The 22,189-nt window shown below is 70.2% G+C and carries 23 protein-coding genes; 10 read left to right on the forward strand and 13 right to left on the reverse strand.

Going from position 1 to position 22,189, the window contains the following annotated elements:
• Window positions 1–3: 3 nt before the first annotated feature.
• From ACFYRX_RS45250 to ACFYRX_RS45265, 4 genes are all read right to left on the reverse strand, one after another.
• On the reverse strand, window positions 4–522 hold the full coding sequence (locus ACFYRX_RS45250) for a SixA phosphatase family protein (protein WP_389113092.1): 519 nt from the start codon (window positions 520–522) through the stop codon (window positions 4–6).
• 65 nt (window positions 523–587) lie between these two features.
• Window positions 588–794, reverse strand: coding sequence for a hypothetical protein (locus ACFYRX_RS45255; protein ID WP_389113093.1), 207 nt, complete (start codon window positions 792–794; stop codon window positions 588–590).
• A 182-nt stretch (window positions 795–976) separates the two neighbouring features.
• Window positions 977–1,093 (reverse strand): SGM_5486 family transporter-associated protein, encoded by a 117-nt coding sequence (locus ACFYRX_RS45260; protein ID WP_123759839.1) that lies wholly within the window; start codon window positions 1,091–1,093, stop codon window positions 977–979.
• 71 nt (window positions 1,094–1,164) lie between these two features.
• On the reverse strand, window positions 1,165–2,517 hold the full coding sequence (locus tag ACFYRX_RS45265) for a CynX/NimT family MFS transporter (protein WP_389113095.1): 1,353 nt from the start codon (window positions 2,515–2,517) through the stop codon (window positions 1,165–1,167).
• A gap of 82 nt (window positions 2,518–2,599) precedes the next feature.
• Here ACFYRX_RS45265 and ACFYRX_RS45270 point away from each other — a divergent pair, with 82 nt between their 5' ends.
• Complete coding sequence (locus ACFYRX_RS45270; protein WP_389113097.1) at window positions 2,600–3,295, forward strand: FadR/GntR family transcriptional regulator; 696 nt, start codon at window positions 2,600–2,602, stop codon at window positions 3,293–3,295.
• Here the strand turns inward: ACFYRX_RS45270 and ACFYRX_RS45275 are convergent.
• The 3 genes from ACFYRX_RS45275 to fabG all read right to left on the reverse strand — a co-directional run bounded on the left by ACFYRX_RS45275 (window position 3,270) and on the right by fabG (window position 5,267).
• Complete coding sequence (locus ACFYRX_RS45275) at window positions 3,270–3,566, reverse strand: hypothetical protein (RefSeq protein ID WP_389113156.1); 297 nt, start codon at window positions 3,564–3,566, stop codon at window positions 3,270–3,272. The genes ACFYRX_RS45270 and ACFYRX_RS45275 overlap by 26 nt on opposite strands.
• Window positions 3,567–3,789: 223 nt before the next feature.
• On the reverse strand, window positions 3,790–4,557 hold the full coding sequence (gene fabI, locus ACFYRX_RS45280) for an enoyl-ACP reductase FabI (protein ID WP_057618187.1): 768 nt from the start codon (window positions 4,555–4,557) through the stop codon (window positions 3,790–3,792).
• 5 nt (window positions 4,558–4,562) lie between these two features.
• Window positions 4,563–5,267 carry a 3-oxoacyl-[acyl-carrier-protein] reductase gene (gene fabG / locus ACFYRX_RS45285; RefSeq protein ID WP_389113099.1) on the reverse strand — a complete coding sequence of 235 codons (705 nt, stop codon included), beginning with the start codon at window positions 5,265–5,267 and terminating at the stop codon, window positions 4,563–4,565.
• 251 nt (window positions 5,268–5,518) lie between these two features.
• Between fabG and ACFYRX_RS45290 the strand changes: the two genes are divergently transcribed.
• Genes ACFYRX_RS45290 through tyrS form a run of 3 tightly spaced genes read left to right on the forward strand, consistent with a single transcriptional unit; the run spans window position 5,519 to window position 9,759 of the window.
• Window positions 5,519–7,042, forward strand: a complete 1,524-nt coding sequence (locus ACFYRX_RS45290; protein WP_389113101.1) for a TldD/PmbA family protein — start codon at window positions 5,519–5,521, stop codon at window positions 7,040–7,042.
• Complete coding sequence (locus tag ACFYRX_RS45295; protein WP_389113103.1) at window positions 7,039–8,433, forward strand: metallopeptidase TldD-related protein; 1,395 nt, start codon at window positions 7,039–7,041, stop codon at window positions 8,431–8,433. The genes ACFYRX_RS45290 and ACFYRX_RS45295 overlap by 4 nt, the downstream gene beginning before the upstream one ends.
• A 57-nt stretch (window positions 8,434–8,490) precedes the next feature.
• Window positions 8,491–9,759: a tyrosine--tRNA ligase gene (tyrS, locus tag ACFYRX_RS45300; protein WP_389113105.1), complete on the forward strand. Its 1,269-nt coding sequence runs from the start codon at window positions 8,491–8,493 to the stop codon at window positions 9,757–9,759.
• A 63-nt stretch (window positions 9,760–9,822) separates the two neighbouring features.
• Here the strand turns inward: tyrS and ACFYRX_RS45305 are convergent, their stop codons facing one another.
• A complete protein-coding gene (locus tag ACFYRX_RS45305; protein ID WP_389113107.1) occupies window positions 9,823–10,101 on the reverse strand; it encodes a GlsB/YeaQ/YmgE family stress response membrane protein in 279 nt (92 codons plus the stop codon).
• Window positions 10,102–10,343: 242 nt separating this feature from the next.
• On the opposite strand from ACFYRX_RS45305, the gene ACFYRX_RS45310 reads away from it, so the two are divergent.
• Complete coding sequence (locus ACFYRX_RS45310) at window positions 10,344–10,745, forward strand: DUF3099 domain-containing protein (RefSeq protein WP_389113109.1); 402 nt, start codon at window positions 10,344–10,346, stop codon at window positions 10,743–10,745.
• A gap of 188 nt (window positions 10,746–10,933) precedes the next feature.
• A complete protein-coding gene (locus tag ACFYRX_RS45315) occupies window positions 10,934–11,152 on the forward strand; it encodes a hypothetical protein (protein WP_389113111.1) in 219 nt (72 codons plus the stop codon).
• A gap of 22 nt (window positions 11,153–11,174) precedes the next feature.
• Here the strand turns inward: ACFYRX_RS45315 and moaA are convergent, their stop codons facing one another.
• From moaA to ACFYRX_RS45330, 3 genes are all read right to left on the reverse strand, one after another.
• On the reverse strand, window positions 11,175–12,164 hold the full coding sequence (gene moaA, locus ACFYRX_RS45320; protein ID WP_389113113.1) for a GTP 3',8-cyclase MoaA: 990 nt from the start codon (window positions 12,162–12,164) through the stop codon (window positions 11,175–11,177).
• Window positions 12,165–12,320: 156 nt separating this feature from the next.
• On the reverse strand, window positions 12,321–13,940 hold the full coding sequence (locus ACFYRX_RS45325) for a cation acetate symporter (RefSeq protein ID WP_389113115.1): 1,620 nt from the start codon (window positions 13,938–13,940) through the stop codon (window positions 12,321–12,323).
• A complete protein-coding gene (locus tag ACFYRX_RS45330; protein ID WP_389113116.1) occupies window positions 13,937–14,293 on the reverse strand; it encodes a DUF485 domain-containing protein in 357 nt (118 codons plus the stop codon). The genes ACFYRX_RS45325 and ACFYRX_RS45330 overlap by 4 nt, the downstream gene beginning before the upstream one ends.
• A 252-nt stretch (window positions 14,294–14,545) precedes the next feature.
• Here ACFYRX_RS45330 and ACFYRX_RS45335 point away from each other — a divergent pair, with 252 nt between their 5' ends.
• From ACFYRX_RS45335 to ACFYRX_RS45350, 4 genes are all read left to right on the forward strand, one after another.
• On the forward strand, window positions 14,546–16,093 hold the full coding sequence (locus ACFYRX_RS45335) for a S8 family serine peptidase (protein WP_389113118.1): 1,548 nt from the start codon (window positions 14,546–14,548) through the stop codon (window positions 16,091–16,093).
• Between the two features lie 73 nt (window positions 16,094–16,166).
• The gene (locus ACFYRX_RS45340) at window positions 16,167–17,732 is read left to right on the forward strand and encodes a S8 family serine peptidase (RefSeq protein ID WP_389113119.1); all 1,566 of its coding nucleotides are present in this window, start codon (window positions 16,167–16,169) and stop codon (window positions 17,730–17,732) included.
• Window positions 17,733–17,805: 73 nt separating this feature from the next.
• On the forward strand, window positions 17,806–19,146 hold the full coding sequence (locus ACFYRX_RS45345) for a CoA transferase (protein WP_389113120.1): 1,341 nt from the start codon (window positions 17,806–17,808) through the stop codon (window positions 19,144–19,146).
• A gap of 110 nt (window positions 19,147–19,256) precedes the next feature.
• The gene (locus tag ACFYRX_RS45350; protein ID WP_389113122.1) at window positions 19,257–20,342 is read left to right on the forward strand and encodes a CopD family protein; all 1,086 of its coding nucleotides are present in this window, start codon (window positions 19,257–19,259) and stop codon (window positions 20,340–20,342) included.
• Window positions 20,343–20,582: 240 nt separating this feature from the next.
• On the opposite strand, the gene ACFYRX_RS45355 is transcribed toward ACFYRX_RS45350, so the two are convergent.
• Both ACFYRX_RS45355 and ACFYRX_RS45360 read right to left on the reverse strand, forming a co-directional pair.
• Window positions 20,583–21,275, reverse strand: coding sequence for a lysoplasmalogenase (locus tag ACFYRX_RS45355; protein ID WP_389113124.1), 693 nt, complete (start codon window positions 21,273–21,275; stop codon window positions 20,583–20,585).
• On the reverse strand, window positions 21,272–22,144 hold the full coding sequence (locus ACFYRX_RS45360) for a sterol desaturase family protein (protein WP_389113126.1): 873 nt from the start codon (window positions 22,142–22,144) through the stop codon (window positions 21,272–21,274). Before ACFYRX_RS45360 ends, ACFYRX_RS45355 begins: the two co-directional genes overlap by 4 nt.
• Window positions 22,145–22,189: the final 45 nt, after the last annotated feature.

The following is a 22,189-nucleotide window of genomic DNA, read 5'->3' on the forward strand; positions in this document are numbered from 1 at the left end:
CCGTCAGTCGGACGGCGCCCAGTAGTCGACAAGGGTGGCCACGCCCGGTTCCAGGGTCTTCCAGGGGCCGCTGAACGACAGGACGGCGAAGGCGGCGGCCGGGAAGCCGCGGCCGTTCATCCGTCGGCGGGCATCGTCCTCGGCGGCGCCGGCAAGGACGTCCGCGAGGCCCTGCACACCCGGGTTGTGGCCGACCAGGAGGGCGTTGTGCACGTCGTCCGGGGTTTCGTTGAGCACGGCGATCAGCTCGCCGGGAGAGGCCTCGTAGATCCGCTCCTCGTAGACGGTTTTCGGCCGGTGCGGAAACTCCTGCACGGCGAGCTTCCAGGTCTCACGGGTCCGGGTCGCGGTGGAGCAGAGGGCCAGGTCGAAGGGGATGCCCGAGTCGACCAGTCGCCGTCCGGCTTCAGCTGCATCCTTTCGGCCCCGGTCGGCGAGCGGCCGCTCGTGGTCGGTCACCTCGGGCCAGTCGGCTTTCGCATGCCGGAAAAGGACGATCCTGCGGGGTTCTGCGACGCTCATGGGATCCAGCTTCGCATGAAACAGGCCACGGGGCGCAGGGAGTTGACGGGCGGCTTCGTGCGTGCTCAGCGCGCTATCAGCTGCTGTACGCGCTCCAGGAACTGGGTGACGGCGGGGCTGTCGGAGGCCGCGTGCGCGTCGGAGGGGTTGAGGATGAGCGCCAGGAGCACGACGAAGGCGAGTGTCGGGAGGACCAGGGCCCACCAGGGCAGCCGGATGTCGACGCCGCCCCTGGACGCCGGGAGGGGCGGGGTGTGCGTAGGGGCCGACATGAGTGCCTCCGCTGTCTTCGAGTGGCCGGTGGGCGGTGACCCACGGATCGCGGTCACAACTCGAAGGTACGGAACCGGGGGCGCTCAACCCATCCGGTGATCCACCCAGTTGACCCTGACACTCGCCCCCTAGGGGACAGGGGGGTTATCCCCACCGCCGGGCCCGGGAGCGGATGGTCGGATCAGGGCGAGGCGATCGTCGCGATGATGGCGATGACCACGAAGATGGCGAGGAACGAGCCGAAGACCAGCAGCATCTTCTTCTGGCCGTTCTGGGGGTTCGGGTCGAGCACTGGCATGGGCCCAGTCTCGCACCCCGGTCTCTTACCAAGGCTGCCGGGGTGGGCCTCTACCAAGGCCGGGGTGGGCCTCAGCGGGCCGCCTCGTCCTCCACCGTGCGGTCACGGCCCGCGAGCACCCCGACCGCCATCTGCGGGACCATCAGGCCGGTCATGAGCGCGATAGGCAGGCCCCAGCCCCCGCTGTGCTGGTAGAGCACGCCGACCAGGAGCGGTCCGGGGATGGAGATCAGATAGCCGGTGCTCTGCGCGAAGGCGGACAACTGGGCGACGCCCGCGCCGGTCCTGGCCCGCATCCCGACCATGGTGAGGGCCAGCGGGAAGGCACAGTTGGAGATGCCGAGCAGCACGGCCCAGGCCCAGGCGCCGCCGGCGGGAGCGAAGTACAGGCCCGCGTATCCGGCGAGACCGCAGACGCCGAGTGCGATCACGATCGGCCCCTGGTGCGGCAGCCGGGTGGCCACGCGCGGGATGACGAAGGCCAGCGGGACGCCCATCGCCATCGTGACGGCCAGCAGCAGCCCGGCGGTGCCCGCGGGCACGCCCGCGTCCCGGAAGATCTGCGCCATCCAGCCCATGGTGATGTAGGCGGCGGTGGCCTGCAGCCCGAAGAAGACGGCGAGCGCCCAGGCGGTCCGGCTCCGGGTGATCCGCAGGACGGGCGGCTCCACGCGTGTGTGCACGTGCCGGACCGCCCCCGCGCCCTCCACGCGCGCGGACACATGCCGGGACACGTCCTTTCCGGCAGGCGCCGGTTCCCGGTCCCGTACGAGCGGAATCCACGGCAGTACGGCCGCCCCGGCCAGAGCCGCCCACACCGCGAGCCCCGACTGCCAGTTCCCGCCCAGCGCCTCGGTCACCGGCACCGTCACGGCGGCCGCCGCCGAGGTGCCGAGGGCGAGGGCCATCGAGTAGAGACCGGTCATGGAACCGACCCGGTCCGGGAACCAGCGCTTGACGATGACCGGCATCAGGACGTTGCTCACGGCGATCCCCATGAGCGCGAGGGCGCTGGCGGCCAGGAAGCCCAGCGCGGAGCCGGTGTACGGGCGTATGAGCAGCCCTGCCGTGATGGCGACCATGCCCGCGCACACGACAGCGCCGGCACCGAAGCGGCGGGCCAGACGGGGGGCCATGACGCCGAAGACGGCGAAGCACAGCGGAGGCACCGAGGTGAGGAGGCCCGCGAGGCTGCCGCTCATGCCGAGTCCGTCGCGCACCTCCGCGAGGAGGGCGCCGAAACTGGTGATGGCGGGGCGCAGGTTGAGGGCGGACAGCACGATGCCGACGACGACCAGGCGCACCGCCCACGCGCGCGTGGCGGGCATCGCGGCTCCCTCGTCCTGCGCGGTCGCGGAGCTGCGAGCGGTCGCGAAAGGGGGCGTGGTCGTGGACTTCACCGTCCGGGTTTCCTCACGTGCCATGACACCCATCATAGAATCATGGGATGATTGGTTGTCCATCCCCGGGGCGCCCTCTTCCGTCCCGCCCGTGCGAAGGTGTGCCATGCCCCTGAGCCATCCGCGCCGCTCGGCACTGTCCGAGCAGGTCATCGCCGCGCTGCGCAACCAGATCACCTCGGGCGAGTGGCCGGTCGGCTCCCGGATCCCGACGGAGCCCGAACTGGTCGAGCAGCTGGGGGTCGCCCGCAACACCGTCCGCGAGGCCGTCCGCGCGCTCGCGCACAACGGCCTGCTGGACATCCGCCAGGGCTCGGGGACATACGTCCTGGCGACGAGTGAACTGGCCGGCGTGATGCACCGCCGGTTCGCCGACGCGGAACCGCGGCACGTCGCCGAACTGCGTTCCACGCTGGAGTCGTCAGCGGCACGGCTGGCCGCCGAGCGGCGCACCGAGAAGGACCTCAAGCAGCTCGACGCGCTTCTGGTGCGGCGCGAGGAGGCCTGGGAGTCGGGCGACAAGGAGGCTTTCGTGACCGCGGACGCCACCTTCCACCTGGCCGTGGTGGCCGCCTCCCACAACGACGTGATGACCGAGATGTACGCGGACCTCGGCGAGGTGCTGCGGGACTGGCTGCGAGAGGACGTCGGCGAGGAACTGACCCCGGAGACGTACATGGACCATGCCGGGCTTGTCGACGCGATCCGCGCGGGCGACGCGACGGCCGCCGCCGAGGAGGCGGCCGGCTATCCGTTCCTGTGCCGTCCGGGCCGGTTCAGCGCGCCAGCTTCCGGTGGCTGACCCACACCGAGCGGATCTCCTTCCAGCACCGGCCGGTCAGCCGTACGGTCTGCGCGGGTCCGGCCTCGACCTCGGCGCCGTCGCTGTCGAGGTCCCACCAGCGGTCGCACTCGATGTGCAGGCTGACGGCGTCGGTGCGCGGATAGGGGTTGTGGCAGTAGGCGGTCACACGGGAGCCGGTGACCTTGCTGCGGCACGAGGCGCCGAACAGCTCCGGTTCGGCGGCTCCACGCGCCTCCACGCGTGCGTGCGGCATCACGTCGTACGGCATCGCGTCATACGGCAGGGACAGCACGAGGCAGACGGCTGCGGTCGCTGAGGCCAGGCTGCTGAAGGGCAGGCGCACAAGGGGACCTCCTCGGCCGGGCTGGGGAGGGGAGCGCGGGTGAACGCGTAATCCAGAGTGCCCAGTTGTGGCCGGTCGGCGCCCGGCCTGGTGGGCCGAACGGGTGAGGGCCCGCACCCGTGACGGGTACGGGCCCTCAGCGGCAGCGTCACGCGCCGATGGCGTGCAGCCCGCCGTCGACGTGGATGATCTCGCCCGTGGTCTTCGGGAACCAGTCGCTCAGCAGGGCGACGATGCCCTTGCCGGCCGGCTCCGGGTCCTTGAGGTCCCACTCCAGCGGGGAGCGGTTGTCCCATACCGCGGCCAGGTCGCTGAAGCCCGGGATGGACTTGGCGGCCATCGAGGCGAGCGGACCCGCCGAGATGAGGTTGCAGCGGATGTTCTGCTTGCCCAGGTCACGGGCCACGTAACGGCTGGTGGCCTCCAGGGCGGCCTTGGCCGGACCCATCCAGTCGTACTGCGGCCAGGCGTACTGCGCGTCGAAGGTGAGGCCGACGACCGAGCCGCCGTTCTGCATCAGCGGCAGGCAGGCCATGGTGAGCGACTTCAGGGAGTACGCCGAGACGTGCATGGCGGTGGCCACGGACTCGAACGGCGTGTTCAGGAAGTTGCCGCCGAGCGCGTCCTGCGGCGCGAAGCCGATGGAGTGCACGACGCCGTCGAGGCCGCCGAGCTCCTCGCCGACGATGTCGGCCAGGCGCCCGAGGTGCTCGTCGTTGGTCACGTCGAGCTCGATGACCTTGGTCGGCTTGGGGAGCTTCCTGGCGATGCGCTCGGTCAGCGTGGGCCGCGGGAACGCGGTCAGGATGATCTCGGCACCCTGCTCCTGGGCCAGCTTCGCGGCGTGGAAGGCGATGGAGGACTCCATCAGCACACCGGTGATCAGGACGCGCTTGCCCTCGAGAATTCCGCTCATGGTGATCAGTGACCCATTCCCAGTCCGCCGTCAACGGGGATGACGGCTCCAGTGATGTACGAGGCGTCGTCCGAGGCGAGGAACCGCACCGTCGCGGCGATCTCCTCCGGCTGCGCGTACCGGCCGAGCGGCACCTGCTTGACGATGGCTTCACGCTGCTCGTCGGTGAGGGCCTTGGTCATGTCGGTGTCGACGAAGCCGGGCGCGACGACGTTGAAGGTGAGGTTGCGCGAGCCGAGCTCACGGGCGAGGGACCGCGCGAAGCCGACCAGGGCGGCCTTGGAGGCCGCGTAGTTCGCCTGGCCGGGGCCACCGTAGAGGCCGACGACGGAGGAGATCAGGACGACGCGGCCCTTCTTGGCGCGCAGCATGCCGCGGTTGGCGCGCTTGACCACACGGAAGGTGCCGGTGAGGTTGGTGTCGATGACCGAGGTGAAGTCCTCCTCGGACATGCGCATCAGGAGCTGGTCCTTGGTGATGCCGGCGTTGGCGATCAGGACCTCGACCGGACCGTGCTCGGCCTCGATCTCCTTGTAGGCCTGCTCCACCTGCTCGGAGTCGGTGATGTCGCACTTGACGGCCAGGAAGCCCGCCGGCGGCTCACCCGAGCGGTACGTGATGGCGACCTTGTCGCCGGCGTCGGCGAATGCGCGGGCGATGGCGAGGCCGATGCCTCGGTTGCCTCCGGTGACGAGAACCGAGCGGCTCAACGGATCACCCTTTCCATAGGGGTCTGACACACCCGCCCGAACACCCTGGACGGCAGGCGGCTTCTCCGAAAACCTATCGGGCCGCTCCCCGCCGAGGACATCCGGGCACCGACAGTGGCTCACGGCACTCGCTGTCGGGTCCCTACAGAAAGTTGCCGACGGCGGTCGGAAACGTGTGGTCCGCGCACCGTCCACCGCGACATGATCGGAGCAGCCGTCGCCCACCCTCATGCCGACAGGAAGAGACCCAGGTGCCTCATACCATCGACGAAGCCTTCACTGCGCTTCCCCTACGTGCCCTCGCCGACGCGGCGCTGGCACGCGCGCGTGCGCTCGGCGCGGCGCACGCGGACTTCCGGTTCGAGCGGGTGCGCAGTGCGTCCTGGCGGCTGCGGGACGCCAAGCCGTCCGGGTCCTCGGACACCACCGACCTCGGGTACGCGGTGCGGGTCGTGCACGGCGGGACCTGGGGCTTCGCGTCCGGCGTGGATCTGACACTGGATGCCGCCGCCAAGGTCGCCTCGCAGGCCGTGGCCATGGCGAAGCTCTCCGCCCAGGTGATCCGCGCGGCCGGGTCCGACGAGCGGGTGGAGCTCGCCGACGAGCCCGTGCACGCCGACCGGACGTGGATCTCGTCGTACGAGATCGATCCCTTCTCCGTGCCCGACGAGGAGAAGGCGGCGCTGCTCGCGGACTGGAGCGCGCGGCTGCTGGCGGCGGACGGGGTCAACCATGTCGACGCCTCGCTGCTCACCGTGCACGAGAACAAGTTCTACGCCGACACCGCGGGCACGGTGACCACGCAGCAGCGGGTCCGGCTGCACCCGCAGCTGACGGCCGTGTCGGTCGACGAATCGAGCGGCGAGTTCGACTCCATGCGGACCATCGCACCGCCCGTCGGCCGCGGCTGGGAGTACCTCACGGGCACCGGCTGGGACTGGGAGAGCGAGCTCGAACAGATTCCGGAACTGCTCGCCGAGAAGATGCGTGCGCCGAGCGTCGAGTCGGGCCTGTACGACCTCGTCGTCGACCCGTCCAACCTGTGGCTGACCATCCACGAGTCGATCGGCCACGCCACCGAGCTGGATCGCGCTCTCGGCTACGAGGCCGCCTACGCCGGCACCTCCTTCGCCACCTTCGACCAGCTCGGCAAGCTCAGGTACGGCTCCGAGCTGATGAACGTCACCGGTGACCGCACCGCCGAGCACGGCCTCGCCACCATCGGCTACGACGACGAGGGCGTCGCGGGCCAGTCCTGGGACCTGGTGAAGGACGGCACGCTCGTCGGGTACCAGCTGGACCGGCGGATCGCGAAGCTGACCGGGTTCGAGCGGTCCAACGGGTGCGCCTACGCCGACTCCCCCGAGCATGTGCCCGTGCAGCGCATGGCCAACGTGTCGTTGCAGCCGGATCCGGCCGGGATGTCGACGGAGGACCTCATCGGGAGCGTGGACCGCGGGATCTACGTCGTCGGCGACCGGTCCTGGTCGATCGACATGCAGCGCTACAACTTCCAGTTCACCGGCCAGCGGTTCTTCAGGATCGAGAACGGGCGGATCACCGGCCAGCTGCGGGACGTCGCCTACCAGGCGACCACGACCGACTTCTGGGGCTCGATGGCTGCGGTGGGCGGCCCGGGGACCTACGTCCTCGGCGGCGCGTTCAACTGCGGCAAGGCGCAGCCGGGACAGGTCGCGGCCGTGTCGCACGGCTGCCCGTCGGCCCTCTTCAAGGGCGTCAACATTCTGAACACCACGCAGGAGGCCGGTCGATGAGCCCGCGTACCAACAAGCCGCACGAGATCGTCGAGCAGGCGCTCGCGCTGTCGCGGGCGGACGGCTGTGTCGTGATCGCCGACGAGCAGTCGACCGCCAACCTGCGCTGGGCGGGCAACGCGCTCACCACGAACGGCGTCACGCGCGGGCGCACGCTCACGGTCGTCGCGACCGTCGACGGCAAGGAGGGCACCGCCTCCGGGGTCGTCTCGCGGTCGGCCGTGACCGCCGACGAGCTGGAGCCGCTGGTGCGGGCCGCCGAGGCCGCCGCCCGCGGTGCCGCGCCCGCCGAGGACGCCCAGCCGCTGGTCTCGGGCGTACCGGAGTCCCCCGACTTCACCGACGCGCCCGTCGAGACGTCCTCGGCCGTCTTCGCCGACTTCGCGCCGGCACTCGGTGAGTCCTTCGCACGCGCGCGTGCGGGCGGCCGCGAGCTGTACGGCTTCGCCAACCACGAGCTCGTGTCGACGTACGTGGGCACGTCCACGGGGCTGCGGCTGCGCCACGACCAGCCCAACGGCACGCTGGAACTCAACGCCAAGTCGCCCGACCGGACCCGCTCGGCCTGGGCCGGGCGCTCCACGCGGGACTTCAAGGACGTCGACCCGGCGGCGCTGGACGCCGAACTCGCCGTACGCCTCGGATGGGCCGAGCGTCGTGTCCCGTTGCCCGCAGGGCGGTACGAGACGCTGCTGCCGCCGACCGCGGTCGCGGACCTGCTGATCTACCAGCTGTGGTCGGCGTCGGGGCGGGACGCGGCCGAGGGGCGGACGGTGTTCTCCAAGCCCGGCGGCGGCACCCGGGTCGGCGAGAGGCTGACCGAGCTGCCGCTGACCCTGCGCAGCGACCCCAACGAGCCCGGTCTGGAGTCCGCTCCCTTCGTGGTCGCGCACTCCTCCGGGGGCGACCAGTCGGTGTTCGACAACGGTCTGCCGGTCGCGGCCACCGACTGGGTCCGCGAGGGCGAGCTGGCGCACCTGATGACCACCCGCCACAGCGCGGGGCTGACCGGGCTGCCCGTGGCCCCGGCGGCCGGGAACCTCGTTCTCGACGGGGGCTCGGACCTCTCCCTGGAGGACATGGTCGCGAACACCACGCGCGGGCTGCTGCTGACCTGCCTCTGGTACATCCGCGAGGTCGACCCGGCCACGCTGCTGCTCACCGGGCTGACCCGGGACGGCGTGTACCTCGTCGAGAACGGCGAGGTGACCGGCGAGGTCAACAACTTCCGGTTCAACGAGTCGCCGGTCGGCCTGCTGGGGCGGGCGACGGAGGCGGGGCGGACGGAGAAGACGCTGCCGAGGGAGTGGAGCGACTACTTCACCAGGGCCGCGATGCCGGCGCTGCGGGTACCGGATTTCAATATGAGTTCTGTCAGTCAGGGCGTATAACCTCGTAACCGGCAGTCACTCGACTGCCCGAGGATCTTTCGAGGAGATGCGAGAACCGTGACGGACATCGTCGACGAGCTCAAGTGGCGAGGCCTGTGGGCCCTGTCCACTGACGAGGACGCATTGCGCAAGGCGCTCGCGGACGGTCCCGTCACGTTCTATTGCGGTTTCGACCCCACGGCGGCCAGCCTGCACGTCGGTCACCTGGTGCAGGTCCTCACCATGCGCCGGCTCCAGCAGGCCGGTCTGCGCCCGCTGGCCCTGGTGGGCGGGGCGACCGGCCAGATCGGCGACCCGCGCCCCACGGCGGAGCGCACGCTGAACGACCCGGAGACCATCGCTGCCTGGGTGAACCGGCTGCGCGCGCAGATCGAGCCGTTCCTGTCCTTCGAGGGCGAGAACGCCGCGACGATGGTGAACAACCTGGACTGGACGGCCGGGATGTCGGCCATCGAGTTCCTGCGGGACATCGGCAAGCACTTCCGCGTCAACAAGATGCTCACCAAGGACTCGGTCGCGCGTCGGCTGGAGTCCCAGGAGGGCATCAGCTACACGGAGTTCAGTTACCAGCTCCTCCAGGGCATGGACTTCCTGGAGCTGTACCGGCGGTACGGCTGCACGCTCCAGCAGGGCGGCAGCGACCAGTGGGGCAACCTCACCGCGGGTCTCGACCTGATCCACAAGCTGGAGCCCGGGGCCGAGGCGCACTGTCTGGCGACGCCGCTGATGGTCAAGGCGGACGGTACGAAGTTCGGCAAGAGCGAGAGCGGTGCCATCTGGCTCGACGCCGAGATGACGACGCCGTACGCGTTCTACCAGTTCTGGCTGAACGTGGACGACCGGGACATCTCGACGTACATGCGCATCCTGTCCTTCAGGTCCCGTGAGGAGCTGGAGGAGCTGGAGCGGCAGACCGAGGAGCGTCCGCAGGCCCGCGCCGCTCAGCGCGCGCTGGCCGAGGAGCTGACGACGCTGGTGCACGGCGCCGACCAGACGGCTGCCGTGATCGCCGCTTCGAAGGCGCTGTTCGGACAGGGCGAGCTGGCGGAGCTGGACGAGAAGACGCTGACCGCGGCGCTCTCGGAGGTACCGCACATCCAGGTCACCGAGCTCGGTGCCGTCGTGGACCTGTTCGCCGAGGTCGGTCTGGTGGCCAGCAAGTCGGCGGCCCGGCGGACGGTGAAGGAGGGCGGGGCCTACGTGAACAACGTCAAGGTCACCGCGGAGGACGCCGTCCCCGTCCAGGACGACCTGCTGCACGGGCGCTGGCTGGTGCTGCGCCGCGGCAAGAAGAACCTGGCGGCGGTCGAGGTCACCTCCGCGTAGTTCCTGGTACGACGAAGGGGGCGCCGCTCCGGGTGGAGGGCGCCCCCTTCGTCGTACCGGCTCTCAGGTCCGCTGTTTGCGCTTGCCCAGCGTCGCCATGTAGAGCATGTCGCCGACGCCGACGATGATGACCGCGGCGATCAGCTGGAACGCGTGGCGGCTCCAGTCGATGCCGGAGGTCTCGTCGACGCCCGCCCAACGCGCGATCGCGTTGCCGGCGATGGCTCCCAGCATGCCGAAGATGGTGGTCAGCCAGAGGGGACTGTGCTGTTTCCCGGGGATGATCGCCTTCGCGATCAGGCCCAGCACGAATCCCACGATGATCGCCCACAACCAGCCCATGGCTGCCTCCTCGTACGGCTCGACGTGAGCATTACGGCCAGTGTCGGCCCGTTCGCGGTACGGCGCATGTCGGGTACCGCCGTACGTGCCGCGGGTGAGGTCGTCCGCCCAGGCGGGAGGTGCCCCGGTCTCCCAGGCGGCGCAGGCGCGGCGTAACGTGGAAGCTGTCCGGGCCCGGTATCTCCTGCGGGTACGGAGCGGATGCGGGGCGGGGAGAGTCCGATGCGGGCGGATGGTGGAATGTGAATCGGAAGCAGCACGGCGGCGGCAGCGCCCAGGTGTTCCGGATCACCGGAGCCCGGACGAGTCTCCAGGACGATGTGCGCGGACGTCAGCGCCGGTACGTCATCTCGATGACGGTCCGTACGATTTCCGTGGTGCTCGCGGCCACGCTCTGGAACGTGGAACGGCATGTCGCGATCGTCGCGCTGGTGCTCGGGGCGGTTCTGCCCTATATCTCCGTCGTCATCGCCAACGCGGGGCGGGAGAACGCGCCCTCTCTGCCGTCGACGTTCGTGACCGTCCCGATCCGGCCGATGATCACTCCGCCGCGGGCGGAGGGCGACTTCGCGGAACCCGCTACGGAAGGCGGCGCGGGCGGGTCGGCGTCGGCGGCGGGGGGCGAACCGCACGAGCGGACGTGAGTGGTTTTCCCCGTACCAAGCTCAAGAAAAGCTCAGATCAATCATGTTGTTCCAGTGCCGGGCCAAGGGTTACCCGTGACATACTTCGTACGCGCTCCGCATCCCCCGTCGGAGCGACAGACCGACGCCGGGCAGCTCCCCCCGTGGCTGCTCGGCGTCGCCTTTTTCCCCGCTTGTGAGACGAATCCGTGAGTGACGAGATCCCGATCTGTTCCGCCAAGGGCTGTCGTGCCGACGCGGTCTGGGTGCTCGCGTGGAACAACCCGAAGATTCACACGCCGGAGCGGCGCAAGACGTGGCTCGCCTGCGAGGAGCACCGGGAGCATCTCTCGCAGTTCCTCGGGGTGCGGGGGTTCCTCAAGGACGTCGTGAAGTTCGGGGAGTGGCAGGCCCCCGAAGGGGCCTAGCCTCGAAGGGGCCCGGCCTCGGCTAGCCGCCGATCGCCGACATGGGGCGGTCCGGCTGGACGAACGTCGGGTCGTCCAGGCCCGCTCCCGCCTTCTTGCCCCACATCGCCTCGCGCCAGATGCGGGCGATCTCCTCGTCGCCGGCGTCGGAGCGCAGCGCCGCGCGGAGGTCTGTCTCCTCGCGGGCGAACAGGCAGGTGCGTATCTGTCCGTCGGCCGTGAGGCGGGTGCGGTCGCAGGCCGCGCAGAACGGGCGGGTGACCGAGGCGATGACGCCCACGCGGTGCGGGCCGCCGTCGACCAGCCAGCGCTCCGCGGGCGCCGAGCCGCGCGCCTGCGAGCCCTCTTCCGTGAGGTCGAAGCGGGTGCGCAGGGAGGCCAGGATGTCCCCTGCGGTGATCATGCCGTCCCGCTTCCAGCCGTGCTGGGCGTCCAGGGGCATCTGCTCGATGAAGCGCAGTTCGTAGTCGTGCTCCACGGCCCATGCCAGGAGGTCCGGGGCCTCGTCCTCGTTGAGCCCCGGCATCAGGACCGAGTTCACCTTGACGGGGGTCAGGCCCGCATCACGGGCCGCGTCGAGGCCTTCCAGGACGTCCTGGTGGCGGTCGCGGCGGGTGAGGGTCTTGAAGACGTCCGGGCGGAGGGTGTCGAGGGAGACGTTGACCCGGTCCAGGCCCGCGGCCTTCAGGGCGGTCGCGGTGCGCTTGAGGCCGATGCCGTTCGTCGTCAGGGACATCTGGGGGCGCGGGTCCAGGGCCGCGACCCGCTCGACGATGCCGACCAGACCCGGGCGCAGCAGGGGCTCACCGCCGGTGAAGCGGACCTCCTCGATACCGAGGGAGGTGACGGCGATGTCGATCAGGCGGACGATCTCGTCGTCGGTGAGCAGATCGGGCTTGGCCAGCCACTGCAGGCCCTCTTCGGGCATGCAGTAGGTGCACCGCAGATTGCACCGGTCGGTCAGTGAGACGCGCAGGTCGGTGGCCGTCCGGCCAAAGGTGTCGATGAGCACGTGGGCCCCCTCCCTCGTCGCGGATCAGTGCGGGATCCATCGTTTTCCGTCACTCACGAGCCTACGTGACGCCACTGACACCGACAGGGTCCGATCCCACGACGTACGAGACGGCCGCGTCGTAGAGACCTACGACGCGGCCGCTCAGGGGGCGTGTCAGTGGGCGCCGGTGCCGGTCAGGGACCGGACCTCCAGCTCCGCGTACTTGCCCTTGTCGGGCTCCTCCTTGGACAGGTAGGTGCCGATGATGCCGAGCAGGAAGCCGACCGGGATCGAGATGATCCCCGGGTTCTCCAGCGGGAACCAGTGGAAGTCGACGTCCGGGAACATCGAGCTGGGCTTGCCGGAGACGACCGGCGAGAACAGCACCAGGCCGACCGCCGTGACGAGGCCGCCGTAGATCGACCACAGGGCTCCGGAGGTGGTGAACCGCTTCCAGAAGAGGCTGTAGATGATCGTCGGCAGGTTCGCGGACGCGGCGACCGCGAAGGCGAGGGCGACGAGGCCGGCGACGTTCAGGTCGCGGGCCAGGGCGCCCAGCAGGATGGAGACCGCGCCGATACCGACGGTCGCCCAGCGGGCCGCGCTCATCTCCTGCTTCTCGGTGGCCTGCCCCCGCTTGATGACGTTCGCGTAGATGTCGTGCGCGAACGACGACGAGGAGGCCAGGGTGAGACCGGCGACGACCGCGAGGATGGTCGCGAAGGCGACCGCCGAGATGGTGGCCAGCAGGATCGCGCCCCAGTTGGAGTCGACGCCGCCCAGATGCAGGGCAAGGAGTGGCGCCGCCGTGTTGCCCGCCTTGTTGGAGGCGATGATCTCGTCCGGCTTGATGAGGGCGGCGGCGCCGAAGCCGAGGGCGAGGGTCATCAGGTAGAAGGCGCCGATGAGGCCGATGGCCCAGATGACCGACTTACGGGCGGCCTTGGCTGTGGGCACCGTGTAGAAGCGGATCAGGATGTGCGGCAGTCCTGCGGTGCCGAGGACCAGGGCGATGCCGAGCGAGATGAAGTCCAGCTTGGTGGTGCCCGTGGCGCCGTACTTCAGGCCCGGCTCCAGGAAGGCCGCGCCCTTGCCGCTGTTGTCGGCGGCGGAGCCCAGCAGGTCGGAGACGTTGAAGTCGAACTTCAGCAGCACCAGGAAGGTCAGCAGGAGGGCGCCCGCGATCAGCAGGACGGCCTTGACCATCTGGACCCAGGTGGTGCCCTTCATGCCGCCGATGGTGACGTAAACAATCATGAGGACGCCGACGAGGGCGACGACGCCGATCTTGCCGGCGTCGCTGGTGATGCCGAGGAGCAGGGAGACCAGGACGCCCGCGCCCGCCATCTGGGCCAGCAGGTAGAAGATCGAGACCACGATGGTGGAGGTGCCGGCCGCCGTACGGACCGGGCGCTGGCGCATCCGGTAGGCGAGGACGTCGCCCATCGTGTAGCGGCCGGAGTTGCGCAGCGGTTCGGCGACCAGGAGCAGGGCGACGAGCCAGGCGACCAGGAAGCCGACGGAGTACAGGAAGCCGTCGTAGCCGAAGAGGGCGATGGCGCCCGCGATGCCGAGGAAGGAAGCGGCGGACATGTAGTCGCCGGAGACGGCGAGGCCGTTCTGGAAGCCGGTGAACTGGCGTCCGCCCGCGTAGAAGTCGGCCGCGTCCTTGGTCTGGCGGCCGGCCCAGACGGTGATGACGAGGGTCGCGAGGACGAACACCGCGAACAGGCTGATGATCAGCGGCCGGTGCTCGCTGGCCTCTCCGGCCGCCAGGGTGATCGCGGGGCTCATGCGCCGCCCTCCATCCGGGACTTGATCGCGTCGGCCTTGGGGTCGAACTTGGCGGCGGCGACGCGTGAGTACCACCAGGCGATGAGGAAGGTGGTGAGGAACTGTGCGAGGCCCAGGACCAGGGCCACGTTGATGTTGCCGACGACCTTGGTGCCCATGAAGTCGCCCGCGTAGTTGGACAGCAGGACGTACAGCAGGTACCAGGCGATGAAGCCGACGGTCAGCGGAAAGGCGAAGGAGCGGTAGGAGCGGCGCAGTTCACCGAACTCCGCGCTCTCCTGAACCTCGGTGAACTCCGCGGTGGTGGGGAGTTTGTGCTGCTCTTTCGAGGGTGGCGGTGCGTCGGTGGACACGGACTCTCCTCGCGTTGCGGGTGCGGTGGTGACGGGGATCGGGGCGAGTGTCCTCGCGTTCCCTGTTCAAGGTCACGGCGCCGCGCTGGGCCCGGTTCAACTCGCTTTGCTTCTTTCCTGACTCTCCTTGGGGAAGTCATTGCTGGCCAGCGACTTCGGGAGATAGCTTCAGCCTGAACCGCCCGTCATGTACCTGCCCGAACGCCACCTGTGTCTCGGGCCGGTTTCGTTTCCGGATGATGTGGAGACCCCATGTCCCAGCCGCGTTCCAGACGTCCGAGACGTTCAGGAACCCGCCTCGCGCTCGCCGTGCCCGTCGTGCTGTCCCTCACGGCCTCGCTCGGCTTCCTGCCCTCGGCGGCCTCTGCCGCCCCCGCGAGGGAGACCACGGCGCAGGCCTCGGACGCGACGAACCTGTCGTACGTCGTCAACACCAAGGTGGACCACCGCACGGTCGCGTCGGTGAAGCGGGCGATCCCGGCGGCCGGCGGCACCGTGGTGATCGCGTACGAGAAGATCGGCGTGATCGTCGCGCGTTCCTCCGCCCCGGACTTCGCCCAGGAGATCCGCAAGGTGCGCGGGGTGCAGTCGGCCGGTGCCACCCGCACCTCGCCGCTGACCCCTGAGAGCACGACGGACGAGGGCGCGGTCCAGGTCCTGTCGGACGCGCAGGCCGCGAAGGTCGCGAAGGCCTCGGCCGCCACGCCGGACAGCGAGCCTCTCGAGGCCGACCAGTGGGACCTGCGCGCGATAGGCGCCGACAAGGCGGCCAGGATCGACCCGGGCAGCCGCAAGGTGACCGTCGCCGTGATCGACACCGGCGTCGACGACACCCACCCGGACATCGCTCCGAACTTCTCGGCCTCCCAGTCGGCCAACTGCGACGGCGGGGTCCCGGACACCACCGAGGGTGCCTGGCGGCCGTACACCGCGGACGACTACCACGGCACGCACGTGGCCGGTGAGATCGCAGCGGCCCGCAACGGCATCGGTGTGGCCGGGGTCGCCCCCGGCGTGAAGGTGTCGGCCATCAACGTGACCGACCGCGGCAACGGCCTCTTCTACCCCGAGAGCGTCGTGTGCGCGTTCGTGTTCGCCGCCGACCACGGCGTCGAGATCACCAACAACAGCTACTACGTTGATCCGTGGCTGTACAACTGCATGGACGATCCAGATCAGCGGGCCATCGTCGATGCGGTCAACAGGGCGCAGCTGTACGCCCAGAAGAAGGGCACGCTCAGCCTGGCTGCGGCCGGAAACTCCAACCACGACCTCGACTCCGGCGCACTCGTCGACGCGTCGAGCCCCGACGACTCGACTCCGGTGGAGCGGCCCGTCGACCCGCACGAGTGCTTCGACGTGCCGACGCAGTTGCCGGGTGTCGTCACGGTCAGCGCGACGGGCGTCAAGAACCTCAAGTCCTACTACTCCTCGTACGGCAAGGGCGTCGTCGACATCGCGGCGCCCGGTGGCGACCGGCTCTACCAGATACCGGACACGCCGTCGCAGAACGGCCGCATCCTGTCCACCCTGCCGAACGGCGGGTACGGCTTCCTTCAGGGCACCTCGATGGCCTCGCCGCACGCCGCGGGCGTCGCCGCACTGCTGAAGTCGACTCACCCGAAGGCGAGCCCGGCCCAGCTGCAGGCGCTGCTCAAGGCGCAGGCGAACGCCACGAGCTGCCCGGCGTCGTACGACCAGAACGGTGACGGGACACAGGACGCGGTGTGCGAGGGCGGCACCCGGGTCAACGGTTTCTACGGCTTCGGCATCGTCAACGCGCTGCGCGCGGTCAAGTGACACGCCGGTCGGAAACCACGGCACCACCCGCACGGACCGCTTGTACCGAGAACGAACTGGAGACACTTTCATCATGACAGGGCCCCACCCGCGCTTTCGGCGCGCGATCGCGATCCCGCTGGGCATGACCATGGCGGGCGCCATGGCCTTCCTGCCGGGCGCCACGGCGTCCGCGGCCGACCTTCCCGGCACCGTGGCCGGTGTCACCGGCGCCGTCAACGACATCCTCGGCTCCGCCGACGCGGACGGGACGGCGCTCAGCTATGTCGTCAACGTCCGTGCCGGGCATGCTCCTTCGGCTCAGGTGAAGAAGGCCATCGCCCAGGCCGGCGGCACCATCGTGACGTCGTACGACCGGATCGGCGTGATCGTCGTCCACTCGTCGAACCCCGACTTCGCCAAGACGATCCGCAAGGTCCGCGGCGTCGAGTCCGCGGGCAACACGCGCAATGCGCCGCTGCCCGCGCAGTCGACGGACGACCTGGGGACGCCGAAGACGCTCAGCGCGACGGAGATCTCCGCGGCGAAGACCGCTGCGGCGGCCGGTCAGGACCCGCTGGAGTCCCTGCAGTGGGACCTGCCTGCCATCAAGGCGGACAAGGCGCACGAGAAGACGCTCGGCAGCAGCAAGGTCACCGTCGCCGTGATCGACACCGGTGTGGACGACACCCACCCGGACCTCGCGCCCAACTTCGACCGGGCCGCCTCGGTGAACTGCGTGACGGGCAAGCCGGACACCACCGACGGGGCATGGCGGCCGAGCGCCGGGGAGAGCCCGCACGGCACCCACGTGGCCGGTGAGATCGCGGCCGCCAAGAACGGCGTCGGCATGACGGGCGTGGCGCCCGGCGTGAAGGTGGCGGGCATCAAGGTCGCGACCACCGCCGGCTACTTCTACACGGAGGCCGTGGTCTGCGGCTTCATGTGGGCGGCCACCCATGGTGTCGACGTCACCAACAACAGCTATTACACGGACCCCTGGTACTTCAACTGCACCGACGACCCGGACCAGAAGGCGCTCGTGGACGCCATCACCCGGGCCTCGCGGTACGCGGAGAAGGAGGGCGTGGTCAACGTGGCCGCGGCCGGCAACGAGAACTACGACCTCGCGGCCGACGAGATCACCGACCCGGTCTCGCCGAACGACGGCACTCCCTCGGACCGGGTGATCGACCCGTCGAAGTGCTTCGACATACCGACCCAGCTGCCGGGTGTCGTGACGGTCGCGGCGACCGGCGCGAAGGGCATCAAGTCGTCCTTCTCCAACTACGGCCTGGGCGTCATCGACGTCGCCGCGCCCGGCGGTGACTCGACGGCCTACCAGACGCCCCAGCCGCCCGCGACCAGCGGTCTGATCCTGGGCACCCTGCCCGGCGGCAAGTGGGGTTACATGGCCGGTACGTCGATGGCCTCGCCGCATGTCGCGGCCGTGGCCGCCCTGATCAAGTCGACGCACCCGTACGCCCCGCCGGCCCTGGTGAAGGCGCTGCTGTACGCGGAGGCGGACGCCACGCCGTGCACGGACCCGTACGACATCAACGGCGACGGCAAGGTCGACGCGGTGTGCGAGGGGTCGAAGAACCGCAACGGTTTCTACGGCTGGGGCACGGTGGACGCGCTGGATGCGGTGACGAAGTAGCCGTACGGGTCGATCAAGACCCGTCCATATATTGATTCAGTCAATACTGTGATCAATACTGCATAGTACAGTCATGACTGACATCAAGTTCGTGAAGCGGGAGGGCGCCCTTGAGGGGCGCCTTCCCGTGCGAAAGCTCGCGCGAGCCTGTGTGGCCCAGTGCGCGCTGGCCGCCGCCGAGTTGGGGGCGCTGCGGGCCGGGCTCGCCGAGGTGCCGACGGTCCGGGTGGACGACGGGGCGGTCGCCACCGCTTTCCTGAGCGAGCGCCATCTGTTGATCAATGGTCGCGCGCCGGTCACCTTCGCACCGCTCTCACGGTTCTGGCGGACGACGGACGGATGGGTGCGCACGCACGCCAACTATCCGCACCACCGCACGCGGCTCCTGGACGTGCTCGGGGTACCGGACGACGTGGCGGCCGTCGAGGCGGCGCTCGCCGAGCGGTCCGCCCTGGACGTCGAGGAAGCCGTGTACGCGGCCGGGGGCCTCGCCGTGGCGCTGCGTTCTCCCGAGGAGTGGGCCGCGCACGCGCAGGCGACCGAGGTGGCGAAACGGCCCCTGGTCGAGCACGGACGGCTGGACGCGGCACACGTGCGTGCACTGCCCCGGGTCGACCAGGTCGGCGCCTCTCCCCTGGCGCCCGCCGCCGGACTGCGGGTACTGGATCTGACGCGGGTCCTCGCGGGCCCGGTCGCCACCCGCACACTCGCACTGCTCGGCGCGGACGTCCTGCGTCTGGACGCGCCCCAGCTCCCCGAACTGCCCGACCAGCATGCCGACACGGGCTTCGGGAAGCGCTCGACGACGCTCGACCTGGCCGCGGACCGCCAGACCTTCGAGGAACTCCTCGCGGCGGCGGACGTGGTCGTCACCGGGTACCGGCCGGGCGCCCTGGACCGGTTCGGCCTGTCGCCCGAGGCACTGGCGGAGCGGCGGCCCGGGGTGGTCGTAGGGCAGTTGTCGGCCTGGGGCGGGTACGGGCCGTGGCGTGGGCGGCGGGGCTTCGACAGCCTGGTGCAGGTGGCCACCGGGATCGCCGCGCTGGAGGGTTCGCCGGAGCGGCCGGGCGCGCTGCCCGCGCAGGCCCTGGACCACGGGACGGGCTATCTGCTGGCGGCGGCCGTACTGCGGGCGTTGGCCGAGCAGTCGCGGGAGGGCGGGAGCCGGTTCTTACGGCTGGCTCTGGCACGGACGGCCCAATGGCTGACGGACGGCGTGCCCGGCGGGTCCGGCACGGCGGCGGATGACGCCGAGAACGCCCCGTACGGCGGTCCTGAACCGTGGTTGTCGGAGGCGGACAGTGCGCTCGGGCGGCTGCGGTACGCACTGTCCCCGGTCTCGTTCGAAGGCGGCCCGGCGGACTGGGCCGGACCGCCGGTGCCGTGCGGCACCAGCGCCGCCCGCTGGGCGTGAGCGGCGGCCGGGACGGGAGCGCACTCATGGGCGGAATGCCGTAAGTCCACTTGATTCCGTTTGATTCCGTGCGGTTGCCCGGTTCTGCCCATACTGGTCAATATCGTGAGATGACCTTGATAAGACCCAGTGCCGAGGTGGCCGACGCGGGCGAACCCGCGCGGCGCCCCGGCCCCGGCCGGGCGATAGCCGTCCTCGTCCTGGTGGTCCTGGCCGTACTGATACCCCTGTTCGGCCCATCCGCCGCGCTGCATGGCACCGGGGAGGCCGCAGCGCCAGGTGCGGGTGGCGTGGCCCTGTTGCGGACGGTGCTGTTCGCGGCGTTGTGCGTGCCGCTCGGCGAGCTGTTCGTGGCCCGGCTGGCTCGTTCGGTGCCCGGTGCTCCCCGCGACGCACCGCGCTCCTGGGCTCCTTTTGCGGCTGTCGCCGGTCTCGTCGCCGCGCTGGGTCTCGCGTCGGTCGTGGCGACCGGCAATCTGATGCCGCACAGCCTTTCCGAGATCGACGTCGGCGGCCTGTACCAGTCGAGGGACGGCAAGTTGGCCCTGTTGGAGGTCAACGCGTTCCTGGTGGCCGCTCTGTGCGCCGGCTCGGGCCGACCGGCCGTTCAGGTGTGGCCCCTGGCCGCCGTGGTCGTGGCGGAGGCCCTGCGCGCCCACCCCGCGACGGAGCACAGTCCGCTGGTCGGTTCCGGGCTGACCCTGGCCCATCTGACGTGTGCGGCGCTGTGGACGGGCGGGCTGCTGCATGTGCTGCGGACGCTGCGCCGCTGGGGAGGCACGGGGGCGGGGCCCGTGGATCCGGGCGCAGCCGAGCCGGCCCCTGCCGAGTCCGGCGGCCGTGCGGAGTCGCGCTCCGCCGCGTCGGGCACGGCACTGATCGGGCTCTACGCGCGTGTGGCGGCCGTGCTGCTCGCCACCGTCACCGCGACCGGCGTGTGGAGCTCGCTGCGTCGGATGCCGCCGGGAACCGTTCTCGAGCAGTTGACGGACACGGCCTACGGACGTGTCCTGCTCGCCAAGGTGCTCCTCGTGGCGGTGGTCGCCGCGCTCGCCCTGTGGGCCCGGACCCGGCTGCGCCGCGCCGCCGACCCGCTGGCCGCCTGTGTCCCCGCGCGGGTGGAGGTCGTGGCCCTGGGGCTGGTGGTCGTGGTGTCGGGGTTGCTGACGGCGCTGCCGCACCCGATCCGCTGGTGATGTCGCGGTGGCTTCAGCCGGTCCCGAGCACCTTGAGGGCGATGCGTTCGTCCGTCGCCGGGCAGCCGACGAGGATACCCTCCGGGTCGCACGGTCGCATCGGAACGGGGCCGGCGTCCATGCCTTGGACAGTGCCGCAGGCCGAGTTCCGGACGCCGGGTTGTCCGACGCCGACGGCCTCGACGACGGCCTGGTGGGGTGCGTGCGAGGGTTCGCCTTCCTGCCGGGTCGTGACGGCGCTCAGGGGGTGGTCGAGCGCACCTCCCCGTATGTCGCCATCGGCCCCGGGCCGGCTTCCAGGGTTCGCAGTACGCCGTCGACCAGCAGGAACTGCGCGGCGATGTACGTGAGCATGATCCAGAGCTCAGGCCGCGGCAGTTGGGGCCAGTCGGCGACGCCGGTCGCGATGAGGGTGTCCGAGAGCAGGAAGAGCGCGCCCCCGAGCCCGGCGACGGATCCGAACCGCACGGCCGACGCGCACGCCATCGCCGTCAGCAGCACGCTGTAACCCGCGACGGGCACGCGCAGTTCGGCGGGCAGGTCCGGCCACAGCGCCACGACGGTGACGGCAAGCCCGGTGGCGTAGACGGGCGCGATGAGGGCCACGCGCGCGCGTGGGCCGCCGTACGCCTGGAAGAGCGCGAGGTAGCAGACGTGGCCGGCCGCGAAGCAGGCCATGCCCGCGAGGAAGGCGGGGTCGGCGTCGGACAACAGCAGGACGTCACCGCCCCAGCCGCACAGGAGCGCGCCGACGAGGAGCCGGGGTGCGCCGGACACGAGGGCGTATGCGGCCAGGAACGGCATCAGCAGGGGCTTGGCGACGGTGTGCCCGGGGTCGGGGCCGACGGCCAGGGAGACGAGGTCGACGGCGGCGGCGAGGGCGAAGGCCGCGAGGAGCGCGTGGCGGGTGCGGTGGGTGCTCGCCGGGTTCACGCGGACACGGTCTCCTCGGCTGTCTCCGACACCGGTGCCGGTGCCCAGCCCGGCCCTCCGAAGATCCGTCCGGCCCGCTCGCGCCAACTGTGCGCCTTCTTGACGTCCTTGATGATCGCGACGTACTCGTGGGTGGCCACCTTGATCGGGTTGAACGTGTTGATGTTCTTGGTCAACCCATAGACGGGCCGTTCGGTCTCGGCGACGAACGAGCCGAAGAGCCGGTCCCAGACGATGAGGATCCCGCCGAAGTTGCGGTCCAGGTAGCCGCCCTGGGAGGCGTGGTGGACGCGGTGGTGGGACGGGGTGTTGCAGACGAACTCGAACCAGCGGGGCATCTTGTCGATGCGTTCGGTGTGGATCCAGAACTGGTAGACGAGGTTCGCGGAGGAGCAGAAGGCGAGCGCGGCCGGGTGGACGCCGAGGGCGACGAGAGGGACGTAGAACGGCCAGACGGTCAGGGTCGTCCAGGGCTGGCGCAGCGCGGTGGTGAGGTTGAACTTCCGGCTGGAGTGGTGGACGACGTGACAGGCCCACAGGATGCGGACGACATGGTGGCCGCGATGGGACCAGTAGTAGAAGAAGTCCTGCGCGAGCAGCATCAGGGGGACCGTCCACCACAGGACGGGGACGCGGAGCGGCGTGAGCTCGTAGAGGGCCGTGTAGATCGCGACGATCGGGATCTTCCAAAGGAAGTCGAAGACGAGGCTGCCGAGTCCCATGCCGATGCTGGTGGCGGCGTCCTTCGTCTCGTAACCGGCCGCGGCACCCTCGGCGTCGGGGTGGAGTCGGACGCTGATCATCTCGATCACGGTGAGCAGTACGAAGGCCGGTATGGACCAGACCACGACGTCGGGAAGGTTCGGCATGCGTGCACCGTAGAACCGCCGGTCGGGCACGGCTAGACGTTGTTA

Source organism: Streptomyces sp. NPDC005374, assembly GCF_042872225.1.
Lineage (GTDB): Bacteria > Actinomycetota > Actinomycetes > Streptomycetales > Streptomycetaceae > Streptomyces.

What these genes read in the sequence shown, in the direction of transcription:
- ACFYRX_RS45360 (WP_389113126.1), bottom strand. Translation starts at nt 22,144, where the DNA reads ATGCCGAACCTTCCCGACGTCGTGGTCTGGTCCATACCGGCCTTCGTA.
- ACFYRX_RS45295 (WP_389113103.1), top strand. Translation starts at nt 7,039, where the DNA reads ATGAGCCCGCGTACCAACAAGCCGCACGAGATCGTCGAGCAGGCGCTC.
- ACFYRX_RS45260 (WP_123759839.1), bottom strand. Translation starts at nt 1,093, where the DNA reads ATGCCAGTGCTCGACCCGAACCCCCAGAACGGCCAGAAGAAGATGCTG.
- ACFYRX_RS45265 (WP_389113095.1), bottom strand. Translation starts at nt 2,517, where the DNA reads ATGGCACGTGAGGAAACCCGGACGGTGAAGTCCACGACCACGCCCCCT.
- ACFYRX_RS45350 (WP_389113122.1), top strand. Translation starts at nt 19,257, where the DNA reads ATGACCTTGATAAGACCCAGTGCCGAGGTGGCCGACGCGGGCGAACCC.
- ACFYRX_RS45325 (WP_389113115.1), bottom strand. Translation starts at nt 13,940, where the DNA reads ATGAGCCCCGCGATCACCCTGGCGGCCGGAGAGGCCAGCGAGCACCGG.
- ACFYRX_RS45275 (WP_389113156.1), bottom strand. Translation starts at nt 3,566, where the DNA reads ATGCCGTACGACGTGATGCCGCACGCACGCGTGGAGGCGCGTGGAGCC.
- fabI (WP_057618187.1), bottom strand. Translation starts at nt 4,557, where the DNA reads ATGAGCGGAATTCTCGAGGGCAAGCGCGTCCTGATCACCGGTGTGCTG.
- ACFYRX_RS45340 (WP_389113119.1), top strand. Translation starts at nt 16,167, where the DNA reads ATGACAGGGCCCCACCCGCGCTTTCGGCGCGCGATCGCGATCCCGCTG.
- ACFYRX_RS45335 (WP_389113118.1), top strand. Translation starts at nt 14,546, where the DNA reads ATGTCCCAGCCGCGTTCCAGACGTCCGAGACGTTCAGGAACCCGCCTC.
- ACFYRX_RS45255 (WP_389113093.1), bottom strand. Translation starts at nt 794, where the DNA reads ATGTCGGCCCCTACGCACACCCCGCCCCTCCCGGCGTCCAGGGGCGGC.
- ACFYRX_RS45250 (WP_389113092.1), bottom strand. Translation starts at nt 522, where the DNA reads ATGAGCGTCGCAGAACCCCGCAGGATCGTCCTTTTCCGGCATGCGAAA.
- ACFYRX_RS45345 (WP_389113120.1), top strand. Translation starts at nt 17,806, where the DNA reads ATGACTGACATCAAGTTCGTGAAGCGGGAGGGCGCCCTTGAGGGGCGC.
- ACFYRX_RS45270 (WP_389113097.1), top strand. Translation starts at nt 2,600, where the DNA reads ATGCCCCTGAGCCATCCGCGCCGCTCGGCACTGTCCGAGCAGGTCATC.
- ACFYRX_RS45305 (WP_389113107.1), bottom strand. Translation starts at nt 10,101, where the DNA reads ATGGGCTGGTTGTGGGCGATCATCGTGGGATTCGTGCTGGGCCTGATC.